The sequence below is a fragment of the Heyndrickxia sporothermodurans genome (assembly GCF_003055045.1).
Classification (GTDB): domain Bacteria; phylum Bacillota; class Bacilli; order Bacillales; family Bacillaceae_C; genus Heyndrickxia; species Heyndrickxia sporothermodurans.
The window spans coordinates 334,674-350,987 of record NZ_NAZB01000019.1 but is presented as its reverse complement, the minus strand read 5'-3'; the positions used below and the strand labels follow the sequence as shown (position 1 = coordinate 350,987).

Below are 16,314 nucleotides of genomic sequence, written 5' to 3'. Positions count from 1 at the left end.
GCTTCACTTTTTATCAGACAATAATTTAACTTTTACTTTAAGCGATAACGATAATAGTAATAATACATACTTAATGGCCACCATAATGTTACAAATATCGGATAAACAGCCCATATTTCATGCGGGGAGGAAACCATATTTACTATTACAAAAAATAAAATGATTAATACACTCCCGGAGATAGAAAATTTAAAATAGTCTTTCTTTTTTTGTGTAGTATAATGCCATAGGCCACCAAAAGACGGCAAAGATTGGATAAATAGCCCACGGGTAACCATGCGATATTATTATGTTTAAAAATGAATAGTAAACAATTGTAACGATACTTGCCACAATTCCTAATGAGACTGTAGTTCTTTTCTTTTCTAAAAACATAAGAAGCGGCCACCAAATAATTGGATACCATACATATAATATCCACGGATGTTCAGGACTGTGAAAAACATTTATTGCCAGTAAAAACAAAATAATTATAGTGCTTACAATTACTGAGTGGACTTTATAGTTTCCATATTTAAAAGATTGCAAACTTAACGGCCAAAGCAATAGAAAGAAAGAAGGATAAATGAACCAAAGGTAATTAGGACTGGTTAAGAAATTAACAATGATGAAAAATAAAATACTAATGATACTTCCTAACCAAGCAAAAATCACATCCTGTTTGCGCATGTTTTTGTCTCCCTTATTTTTGACGTAACCATCTATAGAACATACTTAACGGCCACCAAAGGACACCGAATGTAGGATAGACAAACCAAATCGTATTTGGAGTATAGTAAAAATTGATAAAAATAAATAAAGCAATGATCAGGATGCTTCCCCAAATCGAAAAACCAAGGTCTAATTTGGACATATTTTTCTTTACTGGTTTATTGATGCCTAGTTCCTTTTCAATTTCATCAATATCGCCAAACTCAATAATGGCTTTATTAACCGCATCCTCCTCTTCTTTACCTTGTGCCATAAGATCGTATACCTTTTCTTCGAGGTTATCCAAAATTTCCTGTTTGACGAGTTCTTTTTGTTCACTATCAGGAATTTTTTTGAATAACTCATCCACATGGTCTTTTATTTTTCGCACTGTAATCCCTCCAAAAATAGATCGACAATTTCCTTTGTTTCCTGCCACTCTTTTACTGTTTCCTTTAAAAATGCTTTTCCTAACGTCGTAATTCGGTAATATTTCCTTTTTCCTCCATGAGTAATCGTACCTGTGTACGATTCAATTAGTTCTCTCTTCTCTAATCTTTGAAATACCGCGTAAAGGGTCGCTTCTTTAATTTGAAATCGATTTTCGGTACGTAGACTGATTTGTTTAGATATTTCATAACCGTATTGATCTTTTTCTAAAATCAAACAGAGGATGATCGAATCTAAATGTCCACGGATAATGTCACTTCTAATCATAATTCACCTTCCGTAACAACGATTATTCTACCTGATAGAGTAATACTACAGTAAATTACTCTATCTGTCAAAGTAAAATATAAAAAAATTGAAAATAAAATTTTAAATATTAAATACTGTTAATTTATAACTGTTGACATTAGGAATAATTGAGGCTAATTCTTGAAAAACTATGTCTATTAAAACTTAATATTTTAGAATGGTTAGTAATTTCTGCTCACTTTTTATTCCACAAAAATCACTTTCATGTATAATAGATTGGTAGATAGTGAGAAAGTAGGAGAATTATGAAGAAATATAGCATGTTATTTGTCTTTATGTTACTAATTGTCGTTTTATCTGGTTGTACAATGAAGGCGGAAGCGGAAAAACCAAAGAGGGTTGACAAGCCAACACCGGTAACAAGTGAAAAGCCGGAAGTCGAGGAAATGGAAATTCCTGAAACGATTAATTCTCAAGAAATTGATACATCGACATGGATTGATGTTGATGCACCAGCACGTATCCCTATCCTTATGTATCATAGTATTTCTTCAGGAAATAGTTTACGTGTGCCGCCGGATGAATTTAGAAAACATATGAAGTGGCTACATGATAATGGATACTACACACTGACACCGGAAGAGGCATACATCGTATTAACCGAAAATAAAAAACCAAGCGAAAAAACGGTTTTTATTACGTTTGATGATGGATACGAGGACAACTACATAGATGCATATCCGATCTTAAAAGAATATGGATTCAAAGCAACAATTTTTATGATTGGAAAATACATTGATAAAAAAAATCACTTAACTGAAGCGCAAATGAAAGAAATGAATCAAAATGGTATATCGATCGAAAGCCATACATTTAATCACTTAGAATTACCTCGTTTATCAGACTCACAACAATTAGATGATCTAACTCGTTCGAAACAATTATTTGATCAATTATTGGACCAAGAAACAAGTATTATCTGTTATCCTGTAGGTCGCTATAATGAAGTAACAAAAACGTATGCAGAACAGTCAGGGTATAAAATGGGGGTGACAACTGAACCGGGAGCGGCGTCTAGTGAGCAGGGGATGTATACACTTCATCGTATTCGTATTACGCCTGGGATGTCCACTCAATGGTTTGGTCAATTAGTGGAGAACGGCAACCATTAAAATTAAATCTATAGAATTTGATAATGATAAAAACAAAAAAGGCAGCCTCTCAAAACTACTTAATGAGAGACTGCCTCGTTTCATTTATGAGGTTTTATCGAATCGAAGATTATCACTAACAGTTCGAATGCGGACATTTTTAATGGTGCCTGACACCATTTTTCCACAAATTAGGCATTGAGCTTTCAACCTTTTGAAAACGTTTACATTAAATCCGTTTAAATTCCCATGTGTGAATGGTGAAGGAAACCAAGTTTTACAATTTGGATTGGTACAACGTATTTCTAATACTTTATTTGTATGCATCACATCAACCCCCTTAACAAATTATATTCGCCATCGGAGTTAAGTTTCCTTTTTAAATATACAAAAAAAACGGACTTCCTAACAGAAAGTCCAGTTACAATTGTCATTAAATTAATCTCCAAAAAAGCCAATTAAACTTAAAAATACAAGAATAATGGTTATAGGAACAACCCATTTCATCAGTATTCTCCATGATTCGTACCATCTTGAAGAAAGAGAATTACCTAATGAAAATTCTTGTTTAACAAGCGAGCGATCCATTCGATAAATGATAAATAAAGCAATGAGCATACTACCAATCGGTAGCAAAATATTACTTACAAGATAATCAGTAGCATCGAAGACGGTTTTATCGAATAATTTACTATTCTTCAATGGACCGAAAGATAGTGCGGCAGGTATGCCAGCAAGGAATACAATTAAACCGGAAATCCATGAAACTTTATTCCTTGAATGTTTTCCATTTGAAGTAAAGGCTGCAACAATGATTTCTAATAAGCTAAATGATGACGTTAAGGTTGCAAATAAAAATAAAATTAAAAACAAACATAAAAATAGTTGGCCGAATGGCATTTGTGAAAACACTGTTGGCAATACGATGAATAGTAGGCCCGGTCCTTCAGTCGGCTCTAATCCAAAAGCGAAAACAACCGGAAAAATGGCTAGACCAGCAAGTAAAGAGACAAAAATATTCATCCATACAACGGAAGTAGCTGATGCTGGTATACTTACATCCTTTTTTAAATATGAGCTATATGTGACCATACAGGAGAATCCAACAGCTAATGAGAAAAAAGATTGACCAAGTGCATATAGAACAGCTTCACCTGTTATTTTTGAAAAATCAGGATTTAAAAAAAAGCGAATTCCTTCCAATGCCCCGTCTAATGTGACTGATCGAACGACAAGGACAATAAAAAAGATAAAAAGGATAGGCATCATATATTTATTTGCTCTCTCTATTCCATTCTGGATTCCGTTCGAAATGACGAAAACATTAATTAAAATAAAGAGAGCTAATCCACCAATAGAAATTAGTGGACTACTTGTAATCAATCCAAAGAGATCTGGGTACTTCGTTCCTTCTTCAATAATCTTCCCCGGAATAGATAATCCACTATAAATGATGATCCAGCCACCGACAACACTATAAAACGATAATAATAAGAAACAGCCAAGGACACCGATTCTGCCAACCCATTTCCATGGGCTTCCAGGTGCCAGCACTTTATACGCACTAATTGCTTCTTTACCTGATCCACGTCCAATGATGAATTCAGAAATAAGAAGGGGGAGTCCAATAATTAATGTAAAAATAACAAAGATAAGAAAAAAAGCTCCGCCCCCACTCATTCCAGTTACATAAGGAAATTTCCATATCGCACCTAATCCTATCGCAGCACCAGCAGAGGATAAAATAAAACCAAGTTTTGAAGACCATTGTTGTTTTTCTTGAGTCATTTGAAACTCCTTTCTTATTGAATATGCAATACCATCCCTTGAAATATATATGAAAAACGTTTACTAGTTATCCTTAAGATAGGATAGGCTATTTGCAAACCGCACTTGCCACATCATAATCACTAAGTTCAATATCTAGTTCCTTACTAAGTGCTAGCTTAGCTAATTGCAAACCAATAAAAGGACCCATCGTTAAACCGGATGCACCGAGACCGTTGGCAACGAGAATTCCGGAAAACCCAGGAAGAGGTCCAATGACAGGTAAAAAGTCGGGGGTGAATGGTCGAAAACCGACCCGTGTTTCCAGTATTGAACAATCTGCAAGCCCAGGTGCAATTTGTAATGCTTTATTTAAAATCTCATAACACCCTCCGGCAGTAACACGTGTATCAAACCCTACATTATTTTCATGGGTTGCCCCGATAACAATTCGTTGATCTTCGAAAGAAAGTATGTATTGATCAGAAGGAGGGATCACGACCGGCCAATTACTTGTACTTTCATTAGGAATTTGTAGATGCATGATTTGTGCTTTTTGTGAAGTAACTTGAAACTGTATACCAAGTGTTTCGATGATTTGATTTGCCCATGCTCCTGCTGTGACGATCACTTTATTTGCAGTAATTTCTTTTTTATCGACAATAACTCCCGTAACTTCTTTCTCTTTACATAGTAAACTAGCATTGCCGGATATAATTACTGCCCTATGTTTAGTGGCCCCTCTTAGCAATGCTGAACGTAATGCTCGTCCATTGACCCTTGCAGCGCCACTAACATGAACGGAACTGTAGCCGTCAGCAAGAGGAGGGAATAATGCTTTTGTTTGCTCATGATTAAGTACTGTTATTTCACCGATTTCTGGAGCATCTACTTTTCTTTTTATCGCACGCTTTTCCATCGCAGATAATTTTTCTGTGTCTGTGTGGATACTAATAGCCCCAACTCGTGCATAACCAGTATTAGTTTCTCCATCTCTCTCTAAACTCGCAATTAAGGTAGGATAGTATTTTGCTCCACCTTTAGCAAGCTTATACCATGCCTTATTTCTCCGCTGGGAAAGCCAAGGACAAACTATGCCAGCGGCAGCATCTGTTGCCTGACCTTCATCGTTGTTATCAATGACAACTACTTCAGCGCCCGCTTTAGCTAAGTGGTAAGCGGTTGAAGCACCTAAAATTCCTGCGCCAACTACGACAATTTTCTCCATTTTACTATTCCTTTTCTTTTAAACTTTTCGCTTTTAATTATTTTTCACTTAGTAAACCAAGTGTTTTTAACCCATTGTATATTCCCGAATTAGTCACTTCAGTCGTTCTATGTTTTGCATAGGCAAAAAGATTCGGATCAGCATTTCCCATTGCAAAACCTTCACCAACAACCGATAACATTTCTTTATCATTCATTCCATCACCAAAGGCGATCGCATATTTCTTGTCTATATTCAAATATTCCAGTATTTGAGTAACAGCAAATCCTTTATTAACCGTATCTTGAATGACATCAAAACAATTATTTAATCCATTTACATTTACACGTGACAAATGTAAATTATCTACTTTTTCATAAAAAGGGGGATCATTTTCATTCAACTTTATTAATGTGATTCCAAGTATTGGATCAAGATTTTCTGAAGAATATAGCTCGTTTTTACTCATATGAAAGATTTTCATAAACTTCTTTACTTCAGGATCTTCCATTGAAGTGAAAAGATTTTTTTTATTCGTATACATAACCATTTCGTTTCCTTGTTCATTGGCAATCGATAAAAAGCGTTTAACGGTACTCGTTTTCATTGGTTCTATCAATACGTCTTTTCCTTTATGTATTGCATATGCGCCGTTATAACCAATGTACGAATCAATATGTAATTCTTTTGCAATATCCGAAATCTCATGTAACGGACGCCCAGTTGCAAGAAATACCTCGATACCCTTTTGTTGAGCTTTGGCAATCGCTGTTTTCGTTGAGTCCTCAATTTGATCATCTGGTCTTAACACTGTTCCATCAATATCTAAAAAAATAATTTTGTAATCAGACATCTCACTGCTCCATCTCTTTATTTTCGTCAATTCCTACATGCATTTTATCATAAAAATAGAGCAAACAGAAAAGATTCACTATCACTGGAACGGAGTGAAGTGATAAATGATGAATAAAAAAGTGATGACAAGTGTAAAGACACGTGTTAATATTTATGTGGATTTGCCGATTTTATGTAAATAGAATAAAAGGGGTAAACTACTATTTATATGGAGAACTGGAGGACAAAATGGAAAGTAAAAATGAGATTTCTAACAAAAAACTACTAGGGATTGCTGGATTAGGATGGATGTTTGATGCGATGGATGTAGGAATGCTCTCATTTATTATCGCTGCTTTGAAGGTAGATTGGGATTTAACCGTCGGGCAGATGGGATGGATAGGGAGTATCAATTCTATCGGTATGGCTGTAGGTGCTTTTCTTTTCGGTTTATTAGCGGATCGAATTGGGCGAAAGCATGTATTTATTATTACATTATTATTATTTTCGTTAGGAAGCGGCGCATCAGCATTTACAACCTCTTTTTCGATTTTTTTAATTTTACGATTTCTTATTGGAATGGGGCTTGGGGGAGAATTGCCGGTTGCTTCAACACTTGTATCAGAAAGTGTACCTACTGAAAAACGAGGAAGAATTGTCGTATTATTAGAAAGCTTTTGGGCCTTTGGCTGGTTGATTGCTGCCATTATTTCTTATTTTGTCATTCCGCACTTTGGCTGGCAAATTGCTTTACTAATTAGTGTTATTCCCGCGTTCTATGCATTATACTTGCGACTGCACTTACCAGATTCAGATCGTTTTGTAACGATACAAAAGAAAGAACGGCCAACAATTATTCAAAGCATTACAGCGGTTTGGTCAAAAAAGTATACTCGAACAACCCTTATGTTATGGATACTTTGGTTTTGTGTAGTATTTTCATATTACGGAATGTTCCTATGGTTACCAAGTGTGATGGTAATGAAAGGTTTCAGTATGATAAAGAGTTTTGAATATGTGTTAATCATGACTCTTGCCCAATTACCGGGATATTTTACAGCAGCATGGCTTATTGAAAAAGTTGGTAGAAAATTTGTTCTTGTTGTTTATTTAATCGGTACAGCATTAAGCGCCTATTTATTTGGTACAGCCGGTACGTTATCTTTATTAATTATTTCAGGAATCCTATTATCATTTTTCAATCTTGGAGCATGGGGTGCATTATATGCCTATACGCCTGAACAATACCCAACAAAAATTAGGGGAACAGGTACAGGAATGGCTACGTCTTTTGGACGCGTCGGAGGTATTCTTGGGCCGTTATTAGTTCCGTATCTAGTTGAGCAAAATATTTCATTTACAATCATATTTACGATTTTCTGTATATCAGTATTAATTGGAGCTGCATCCGTTCTCTTTTTAGGAAAAGAAACAAGGAATGTGGAACTGCAATAATAAACTATCCGAAGCAGTGAAGTTCAAATAGAATTTGATTTCACTGCTTTATTTTTGACTGTAATTAAATGTGAGAAATAAATGATTTGTAAATTGTTAGTTTCTATTAGAAAATAATTGAAGAACTATGAATTAAGAGGTGGAGAAATGGACAAGCATTCGTATATTTCAGAAGATGGGATTGGTTTGGCTGAATTAATAAAAAAGAAAAAAGTATCGCCAAAGGAATTGGTAGAAGCGGCATATAATCGAATCGAAGAGGTAAACCCGCAATTAAATGCCGTGGTGCGTACACGTAAAGAAAAAGTGTTAGAAGAAATGGACGATTTACATATTGGGGAACAGCCTTTTGCAGGAGTTCCTATCGTTTTAAAAGATATTTCACAAGCAGTGGAAGGTGAACCACTGACATCAGGATCAAAGCTGTTTTTAGATAATATTGCAAGACGAGACTCAAATTTTGTAGCAAAACTCCGTAAAGCAGGTTTTCTATTTATCGGTCATACGAATACGCCGGAATTTGGGTTGAAAAATATAACAGAACCGGAAATCCATGGACCGACACGAAACCCATGGAATACGAATTATTCATCAGGTGGTTCAAGTGGTGGCGCGGCTGCAAGTGTAGCTGCCGGAATCGTTCCGATTGCAGGTGCAAGCGATGGCGGAGGATCAATTCGGATTCCGGCATCTTTTACAAGTCTTGTAGGTTTGAAACCGACAAGGGGACGTACACCGGTTGGCCCGGGTGTTGGCCGCCAATGGCAAGGTGCATCCATTGATTTCGTTTTATCTCGCTCCGTTCGTGACAGCGCCGCGCTTTTAGATGTTTTACAAACAGTACAGCCTGAGGCTGCATTTCAGACGCCATTATTTCCGGGTAGCTTCTTAAATGAAATCACAAAGCGAACCAACCCAAAATTTCGAATAGCTTTCACAACGGAATCACCGGTGGGAACACCAGTCAGTGAGGAAGCAAAACACGCGGTATATAAAACAGTTCAATGGCTAGAAGAACAAGGTCATATTGTGGAAGAAAAAAAGAACAATGTCGACGGCATCCGTTTAATGGAAAATTATTATATCATGAATAATGGTGAAATGGCCGGTATGGTAGATTCAATGGAAAAAGCATTAGGGAGAGCGATTACTGCAAGTGACATGGAGATCGTTTCATGGATACTAACGGTTGCAGGTAAATCTGTTACAGCAGCGGAATTTACACAAAGTATTGCCGAGTGGGATGTAGCCGCGGCGCAAATGGCACAATTTCATGAAAGCTATGATTTATACCTGACACCGGCGACGGCTTATTCAGCTCCACAAGTAGGAGAATTAACCCATTCCGAAAAAGAAATAGCAGAGCTTTTAAAAATATCTACGCTAAATAAATTTGAACAACAAAAGCTCGTTTATGAAATGTTTGAACCAAGTCTAACTTATACGCCATTTACACAATTAGCTAATCTTACTGGTCAACCAGCAATCTCCGTTCCTATCCACTTAACTGTAAATGGATTGCCATTAGGTGTTCAATTCATGGCACCAAAAGGAAGAGAAGACTGGTTATTAAGAATAGCTAGTGAAATGGAACAATCAGATATATGGGTAGGGATGAAAGGAAATCAAATATTTCATTCATAAAGTAAGAGTCCAATTCTCATAAGAATTGGACTTTAATAATGATATAAAATGAATAAACTATAAAATCGAAATATAATTGAAAACATCTATTGTGAAAGAACTAAAAATGATAGTAAAGTTTATAAAACGAACAGTCCTACGACGCCGCTAATTATTCCTAATACAACAACGGATAATATCACAAAAAACAACACTTTTTTCGGAAATGATTTTGCAACCATCAATAAAGAAGGTAGGCTAATCGCAGGTAATGTAACTAATAGTGCTGCAGCAGGTCCTCCACCAAGTCCCATTGTAATAAAAGTCTGGATAATTGGAATTTCTGCAGCAGTAGGAATTACGAAAAGCATTCCTGCAATAGCAAAAATAATGATTCCTATAAGGCTATTCGCCATCGAAGTACTTAAATGAGGGAACAGCCAAGCGCGACCAGCACCTAAAACGAGTACTGAGAGAACATAGGCGGGAACAATATATATGATCATCATCCAAATGCTTTTCATCCATCGAGTGAAAAAATGCCCCTTAGGTTCTTCGGGATGAAAAACTTGATCCATGTCAATCGGTTGTACGTCTTTTACAAAACGATTCGCTACATAACTCACACCGAAAGTTAATACGAGACCAATAATCAAACGCAATAAAGTGAATTTCCAAGACAATACAAACGTCATAAAGACGAGTGTGGCGGGATTAATCATCGGATTCCCAATCCAGAATGCTAGTGCTGCTCCAACCGATACATTTTTTTTACGGAGTCCCACAGCCATAGGTGCTGCACAACACGTACACATCATCCCGGGAATCGAAGCAAGCCCCGCAACTGCAGTACTTCCGAACGAAGTTTTACCAAGCACTTTTAAAAGCCATTTTGCCGGAAGTAATACTTGAAGTAAGGAACCTAATAAAATACCAAGTACCGCAGCCTTCCAAACGGATTGAAAATAAACCTTTGCATAGTCCCAAGCTGTTTGCCATGATGGGGCTCCTTTTGATTGGTCACCTAAAATCGATGAGCCAATTGAATGAGTATTAGCTGCTAAAATTACCTTATGATAATATGGCCACCACTTCACATAAAACAATCCGGCAGCGGCGATAATGATAAAAGCAAAAACGAACCAAAACGTTTTTTTCTTATATGCTTGATGTGGTTGTAAAGAATGATCAAGCTGTGGCATAAAAAACAACCCCCAAATAATGGTAAAATAATAATAAAAGACATTATATTATATCATAATTTATATTTTTTCGTTGAAAGATTTTTAATGAATCCCTCAATTAAATCCTAAAATATGCATTTTTTATTTTCCTGTTCTATAATTAAAGCAAAAAATAATCGAAAGGTTGTTATCATATGACAAGTACAGTAAAACTTACTTCATTATCTTCGAAAGGCGGTTGTGGTTGTAAAATCGGACCAGCTGATTTAGCTGCCGTTATTCGAACGTTGCCACCTGCTACACCAAACCCAAATTTATTAGTCGGATTAGATACTAGTGATGATGCGGGTGTTTATCGTTTAACAGACGATTTAGCCATTGTCCAAACAGTTGATTTTTTCACACCAATTGTGGATGATCCTTATTCATTTGGACAAGTAGCAGCGGCAAATGCGATCAGTGATATTTATGCCATGGGAGGAACACCGTTAACTGCATTGAATATTGTGGCCTTTCCAATACACACATTAGAAAAGGAAATATTAGCTGATATTCTGCGCGGGGCAGGAGATAAATTAAAAGAAGCAGGGGCAACACTTGTTGGGGGACACTCAATTGATGATAAAGAACCGAAATTTGGTTTAGCCGTAACGGGAATCGTCCATCCTGATAAAGTACGTACTAATGCAGGAGCAAAAGCAGGAGATAAATTAATCTTAACAAAACCTATTGGTGTTGGGATATTAACTACTTCAATTAAACGTGATTTATTATCTGAGGAAGAAATCAACCGTGTAACAAATGTAATGACAACATTAAATAAAACTGCCGCTGAAACGATGGGGAATTATAATGTACATTCCTGTACCGATGTTACTGGATTTGGATTATTAGGACATGCGTCAGAAATGGCAAAAGGCAGTGGTGTTGGACTTCATATCCATAAAGAACAAGTACCAATGCTTCCTAGAGTTAGAGAGCTAGCTGAAGCGGGAGCTGTTCCGGGTGGAACAAAAAATAACTTTGCTCACCTTGAAGGAGATGTCACTTACCCTGAAACTATGGATCAAATCGATCAATGGATCTTATGTGATGCGGTAACGTCAGGCGGACTATTAATATCTGTGGCTGGTGAAGAAGGCGAAGAACTTCTTACGGATTTAATAAATGCTGGGGTAGAAGCAGCAATTATTGGTGAGGTGAACGAGGAAAATCCAGGGCATATCGTCGTATTATAGACTAGTGTGATTGGGAAAGGTGGGAACATTATGTTCCATGACATATCAATTGAAGAATTAAGATCATTAAAAAATAACAATGAGCTAACTGTGATTGATGTTCGCTCTCAGTCTGAATATAAAGATGCAACGATTCCGGGAAGCATAAATATTCCTTTTTTTAATGATGATGAAAGAGCTGAAATTGGTACTATTTATAAACAAATAAGTCCACAAGCTGCAAAGGAACGCGGCCTTGAAATTATGTCGGCAAAGTTGCCGGGTTTTGTAAAGGAATTTGCGAAATTAAATGGTAAAAAAGCGGTTTTTTGCTGGCGTGGAGGGATGCGGAGTAAAACAACAGCAACTGTTCTTGGACTAATGGGCATCAATGTTTTTCGTTTAAATGGCGGCTATCGTTCATATAGAAATTGGGTAGTAGATACACTGGAGACATTCGAATTACGACCGAAAGCTTATATCCTAAATGGTTATACCGGTTCAGGGAAGACAACGATTCTTCATCGCCTTGATCAGGAGGGGTATCCAGTTCTAGATCTTGAAGGGTTGGCGAAACATAGAGGTTCAATATTTGGTCAAATCGGATTGGAACCAAATAATCAAAAAACATTTGATGCACAGCTTCTTGAAGAGATTCTTTCACTTAATCATTCGCCATATATCCTATTTGAAGGGGAAAGCAAAAGAATTGGAAAAGTCTCCTTACCAGATTTTTTAATCGAAAAAAAAGAGCAGGGAGTACAGTTATTTATTGAAATACCAATTGAAGAGCGGGTACGTCATATTTTAGAGGATTATCAGCCATGGAATTATGAAAAGGAATGCTTTGAAGCTTTTTCAAGAATAAAAAGACGAATCCATACACCAATTGCAAGCAAGATTGAGACAGATTTAAAATTAGGTGATTATTCTTCAGCCGTTAAATTGCTCTTAGAATATTATTATGATCCTTTATACGAACATACAGCGGAACAATATCCAGAAAAAAGTAAGATTTATATTAAAGCAAAAAATGTTGAAGAAGCTATCAAGCATATTCGCGATCAACTTAGTGTAAAATTAATATAATCTAATTGTTACTCATAAAACGGCTATAACATTATTTGTTTTAGTCGTTTTTTTGAATAAGGTATAGTATTTATTTAACATAAATTTATTATGTAAACACATTTTAATAGACCAAACATCTTATTTTAACATAAATTGTAGGTCTATGGAATTAATTTTGTAAAAATTTTCTAAAAAATTTAAAAGCTTGTGCTATAATGTTATTAGCACAGTATAGCAGGGTGGTGGTGGTTACTCCTAAATTAAAGGGGGGAGATCACTGATGGTCACATTTTACGAAGCGTTGTCACTAATGATGATGTTTGGGTCATTAATCGTTACCGTGATTACCGTTGTTATTTCTCTTACAAAAAAGAAATAACCCACCCTGCCAGGCCATGGTTTTAGGGTAGGTTCCAAGCTTTCCTTATAGGGCCACTGCACTTCCATGCAGGTATGCTGTGTAAGAACATTGGCTCCCAACCAATGTTCTTTTTTTATCTTTTCTTATTATATCCAATAAAAATATAATATTCAAACAATAACCTTTAATTGGAATTGATTGATTAGATACCTCACAAAATCGCCCCAATGTCTATTTTATATAAATTTAATCAATCTGTACATCATGACAAAAGTAGGGTTTTTTATTAGGAAAAAGCCTTCATATGATTCATCTGCATATAACATTAAGTTTAATTATATATTTTTTAAATAGAACAAAAATTCTACGTATTTTGGTAAAATATATTCCAAATGAACTAATGTAACAATGATGGAGGTGATGGTGTTTGATAAAAAAGTTTTTGCAAATCTTTTTAATAGTAGTAATCATCTTTTTAGTGACTAGTCTTCCATCCATGTTTATAGTTAGTAACAATCATGGAGAGGCATACCTACAATTTCATCCCGAAGTTATGATTATGAATATTCCAGTGTTTTTTACGTCCTTTCAAGATGGAACTTTTGGCACATACAGTATAAATGGTATCTCACACTCTGTACTAAACGATATTCAATCATTTTCGATAAACTCGGGAATTCTTTTATTTTCAAGCATCTTAGTTGCTTTATTATTTTCTCTTAGCTTTGGTGTATTCTTAAGTTCCTTAAAAATGACAAAACTGTTTCGTTGGATTATAAATATATTTTCCCTAGTTCCAGATTTTATCATTATTATTTTATCGATTGCACTTGCTGTTGAATTTTACAAGTGGACAGATATACGTGTAATTACGTTGTCCCCATTTTCCGATTCAGTCAATCTATGGTTTCCGATTGCCATCCTTTCATTAATGCCAACATTTTATTTATTTAAAATGATTTCTGCTAGATATATAGAAATAACCGGATTGGACTACATAAGAACAGCCGTAGGCAAAGGACTGGATAGACACTATATTAATAGCCGGCATATATTGAAAAACTTAATTCCTTATATTTTTGCTGATTTAAAAAAAGCCATATCATTTACAATAGGAAATTTATTTATTATCGAATATTTGTTTAATATAAAAGGATTAACCATTTTTATTTTTGATGATTATCAATTTCAGAAAGTCTTTTTATCATTATTAATCTTATTGACCATTGCAACTCTTTGCTATTTGTTTATCAAATTACTTTTCTATTTTATTGAGCGGGTGTTTATCAATGCATGAAAAAAGAACATGGAATCCATATTTAATCATCAGCGTAATTATGGTATTTTTTTTATTCGCAATATCAATAGTCGGTCCATTGTTTGCCCCACATAAATTAACAGACAGTATTACGATTTATCAATATGGGGAAAAAAATATGGCATTTCCACCGCTAGCCCCCTTTACATACAAAGAATATCCGTTAGGAACAGACAAATGGGGATACGATTTACTTACATTACTAATTTATGGTGCAAAATATACTGTCTTTATTTCAATTTCGATTGCCTTATTAAAAATTGCTCTTGGTTTAGGAATTGGATTATTTACAGGGATAATGAAAAAGAGGCTCCACATTTGGGAGTCATTTGAACATTCTTTATCGTATATTCCATCGTTTTTAATCATTTATTTCGTTTTGTGGCCGATTTCTTTTAATCCAACTATTAAGCCTATATCATTAATCGTATTATTTATCATCGTATCGACCATAATCGGATTTCCGAGTGTAGCCGCATCGATTCGGGAAAAAACGATACAAGTGTATCGCTTGCCTTTTATTGAAGCCGCCATTACGACAGGGTCTTCAAAATGGAAAATAATTAAGCGCCACATCATTCCACATTTAATAGAAGATATTGTTATATTATTTGTTCTCGAAATTGTTACCGCAATCACTGTGATGGGACAATTAGCATTATTTAATATTTTTATAGGAGGAACGAAGCTAGAAACCTCACCAACTTTATATCATTCGATTACGAAAGAATGGGCTGGTTTAGTAGGACAGGCAAGGGATCATTTGTGGGGAAATCAGTTCGTTCTTTTCATTCCATTAGTATGCTTACTGTTTGCGATTGTATCATTTCAACTTTTAGCCGTTGGATTAAAAAAACATTATAACCGCAGATATCAAACAAGTCAGTGGATTTAGACGACCATCCTTAATAATTGCAAAATAATATTGCAAAGGAATTCATAAAAATGAGGTAGTTTATTATTCCAGTAAATCATTTCACTTGAAAAAATGATAAAAATAAAGTAATATAACAATACAAGCTGCATTGTACGTATTGATAATAAAGTTTTAACCTTTAAGCTGTAACAGGGAGTTTTATATTGAAACTGGAATGACAAGCTTTCGCCTACATGGCATGGAAGACAAGCAAGAACGTTTCTGCAAACACCCACTTTGAGGAGTGGTGGTTTAAAACTTTCTTAATACTCATACGGCAAAGGCGGCCTTATAAATGACAACTTCCAAATCAGTTTCCAATCGGGAACTGGTTTTTTTATACAGAGAATAATGTATGGAATTATATAATAAGAACCAAATTTTAAAAAGGAAAATTATCCTTTCTTTTTATCTAATTTATGCTAACATATACATAAATGAATAATTTTATCGCTAGGGGAGTCTAAATAAGACTGAGACAGAGATGTTCTGGACCCTTTGAACTTGATCCAGTTTATGCTGGCGTAAGGAAGTGGGAGTAAGAGATATAATCAATTCTGCCCATCTAACTGCTTACGATGGGCTTTTTTGTGTACAATTTCATAATTTTTTCTGCTAGGGGAGCCATAGGCTGAGAGATATCATTGATTGAAACCCTTTGTACCTGATCCGGATTATACCGGCGTAGGGAAGCGGTCTAAATAGCTATTCTGTATTTTCTAGTTACAGTTGTTATTGCCGCTTTCTATTGAGGAAGGCGGTTTTTTTGTTGGAGAAAGAAAAGCTTCCTCACAAAAATCAAATGATGGAGGTGTGTAAAG

The 16,314-nt window shown here is 35.4% G+C and carries 16 protein-coding genes, 1 other RNA gene and 2 riboswitches; of the genes, 9 read left to right on the top strand and 8 right to left on the bottom strand.

Translation table 11 applies throughout. The features are described 5' to 3' along the window. Positions 1–189: 189 nt before the first annotated feature. From B5V89_RS09455 to B5V89_RS09445, 3 genes are read right to left on the bottom strand one after another with little or no spacing between them, the layout of a single operon-like run. A complete protein-coding gene (locus B5V89_RS09455; RefSeq protein ID WP_244913477.1) occupies positions 190–669 on the bottom strand; it encodes a hypothetical protein in 480 nt (159 codons plus the stop codon). 13 nt (positions 670–682) lie between these two features. After that, entirely contained in the window at positions 683–1,081 is a 399-nt protein-coding gene (locus tag B5V89_RS09450; RefSeq protein WP_066229538.1) for a permease prefix domain 1-containing protein, read from the bottom strand. Continuing rightward, positions 1,069–1,407, bottom strand: coding sequence for a PadR family transcriptional regulator (locus B5V89_RS09445; protein ID WP_066229535.1), 339 nt, complete (start codon positions 1,405–1,407; stop codon positions 1,069–1,071). Before B5V89_RS09445 ends, B5V89_RS09450 begins: the two co-directional genes overlap by 13 nt. A 287-nt stretch (positions 1,408–1,694) precedes the next feature. Here B5V89_RS09445 and B5V89_RS09440 point away from each other — a divergent pair, with 287 nt between their 5' ends. Then, positions 1,695–2,561, top strand: coding sequence for a polysaccharide deacetylase family protein (locus B5V89_RS09440; RefSeq protein WP_373454627.1), 867 nt, complete (start codon positions 1,695–1,697; stop codon positions 2,559–2,561). A gap of 84 nt (positions 2,562–2,645) precedes the next feature. Here B5V89_RS09440 and B5V89_RS09435 read toward each other — a convergent pair whose 3' ends face one another. From B5V89_RS09435 to B5V89_RS09420, 4 genes are all read right to left on the bottom strand, one after another. Beyond that, positions 2,646–2,867 carry a hypothetical protein gene (locus tag B5V89_RS09435; RefSeq protein WP_108071643.1) on the bottom strand — a complete coding sequence of 74 codons (222 nt, stop codon included), beginning with the start codon at positions 2,865–2,867 and terminating at the stop codon, positions 2,646–2,648. Positions 2,868–2,978: 111 nt separating this feature from the next. Beyond that, complete coding sequence (locus B5V89_RS09430; RefSeq protein WP_108071641.1) at positions 2,979–4,328, bottom strand: sodium-dependent transporter; 1,350 nt, start codon at positions 4,326–4,328, stop codon at positions 2,979–2,981. Between the two features lie 88 nt (positions 4,329–4,416). Continuing rightward, positions 4,417–5,535, bottom strand: coding sequence for an NAD(P)/FAD-dependent oxidoreductase (locus B5V89_RS09425; protein ID WP_108071639.1), 1,119 nt, complete (start codon positions 5,533–5,535; stop codon positions 4,417–4,419). A gap of 37 nt (positions 5,536–5,572) precedes the next feature. Continuing rightward, positions 5,573–6,367, bottom strand: a complete 795-nt coding sequence (locus B5V89_RS09420; protein ID WP_108071637.1) for a Cof-type HAD-IIB family hydrolase — start codon at positions 6,365–6,367, stop codon at positions 5,573–5,575. Positions 6,368–6,597: 230 nt separating this feature from the next. Here B5V89_RS09420 and B5V89_RS09415 point away from each other — a divergent pair, with 230 nt between their 5' ends. Together B5V89_RS09415 and B5V89_RS09410 are read left to right on the top strand one after the other, a co-directional pair. Beyond that, entirely contained in the window at positions 6,598–7,803 is a 1,206-nt protein-coding gene (locus B5V89_RS09415; RefSeq protein ID WP_108071635.1) for an MFS transporter, read from the top strand. 147 nt (positions 7,804–7,950) lie between these two features. Beyond that, positions 7,951–9,447 (top strand): amidase, encoded by a 1,497-nt coding sequence (locus B5V89_RS09410; protein WP_108071633.1) that lies wholly within the window; start codon positions 7,951–7,953, stop codon positions 9,445–9,447. A 119-nt stretch (positions 9,448–9,566) separates the two neighbouring features. On the opposite strand, the gene B5V89_RS09405 is transcribed toward B5V89_RS09410, so the two are convergent. Then, positions 9,567–10,628: a permease gene (locus tag B5V89_RS09405; protein ID WP_107920267.1), complete on the bottom strand. Its 1,062-nt coding sequence runs from the start codon at positions 10,626–10,628 to the stop codon at positions 9,567–9,569. A 176-nt stretch (positions 10,629–10,804) separates the two neighbouring features. Between B5V89_RS09405 and selD the strand changes: the two genes are divergently transcribed. From selD to ssrS, 6 genes are all read left to right on the top strand, one after another. After that, positions 10,805–11,848 carry a selenide, water dikinase SelD gene (gene selD, locus B5V89_RS09400; RefSeq protein WP_107920268.1) on the top strand — a complete coding sequence of 348 codons (1,044 nt, stop codon included), beginning with the start codon at positions 10,805–10,807 and terminating at the stop codon, positions 11,846–11,848. Positions 11,849–11,878: 30 nt separating this feature from the next. Next, complete coding sequence (gene mnmH / locus B5V89_RS09395; protein ID WP_107920269.1) at positions 11,879–12,916, top strand: tRNA 2-selenouridine(34) synthase MnmH; 1,038 nt, start codon at positions 11,879–11,881, stop codon at positions 12,914–12,916. A 262-nt stretch (positions 12,917–13,178) separates the two neighbouring features. Further along, positions 13,179–13,277 (top strand): putative holin-like toxin, encoded by a 99-nt coding sequence (locus B5V89_RS20450; protein ID WP_219909935.1) that lies wholly within the window; start codon positions 13,179–13,181, stop codon positions 13,275–13,277. 409 nt (positions 13,278–13,686) lie between these two features. Then, positions 13,687–14,556: an ABC transporter permease subunit gene (locus B5V89_RS09390; protein WP_066229502.1), complete on the top strand. Its 870-nt coding sequence runs from the start codon at positions 13,687–13,689 to the stop codon at positions 14,554–14,556. Further along, complete coding sequence (locus tag B5V89_RS09385) at positions 14,549–15,472, top strand: ABC transporter permease (RefSeq protein WP_066229498.1); 924 nt, start codon at positions 14,549–14,551, stop codon at positions 15,470–15,472. Before B5V89_RS09390 ends, B5V89_RS09385 begins: the two co-directional genes overlap by 8 nt. Positions 15,473–15,591: 119 nt before the next feature. Continuing rightward, positions 15,592–15,787, top strand: a non-coding RNA gene (gene ssrS / locus B5V89_RS09380) — 6S RNA. A gap of 151 nt (positions 15,788–15,938) precedes the next feature. Continuing rightward, positions 15,939–16,041: riboswitch (TPP riboswitch) on the top strand. A 59-nt stretch (positions 16,042–16,100) separates the two neighbouring features. Beyond that, a riboswitch (TPP riboswitch) is annotated at positions 16,101–16,201 on the top strand. The last annotated feature ends 113 nt before the right edge of the window (positions 16,202–16,314 follow it).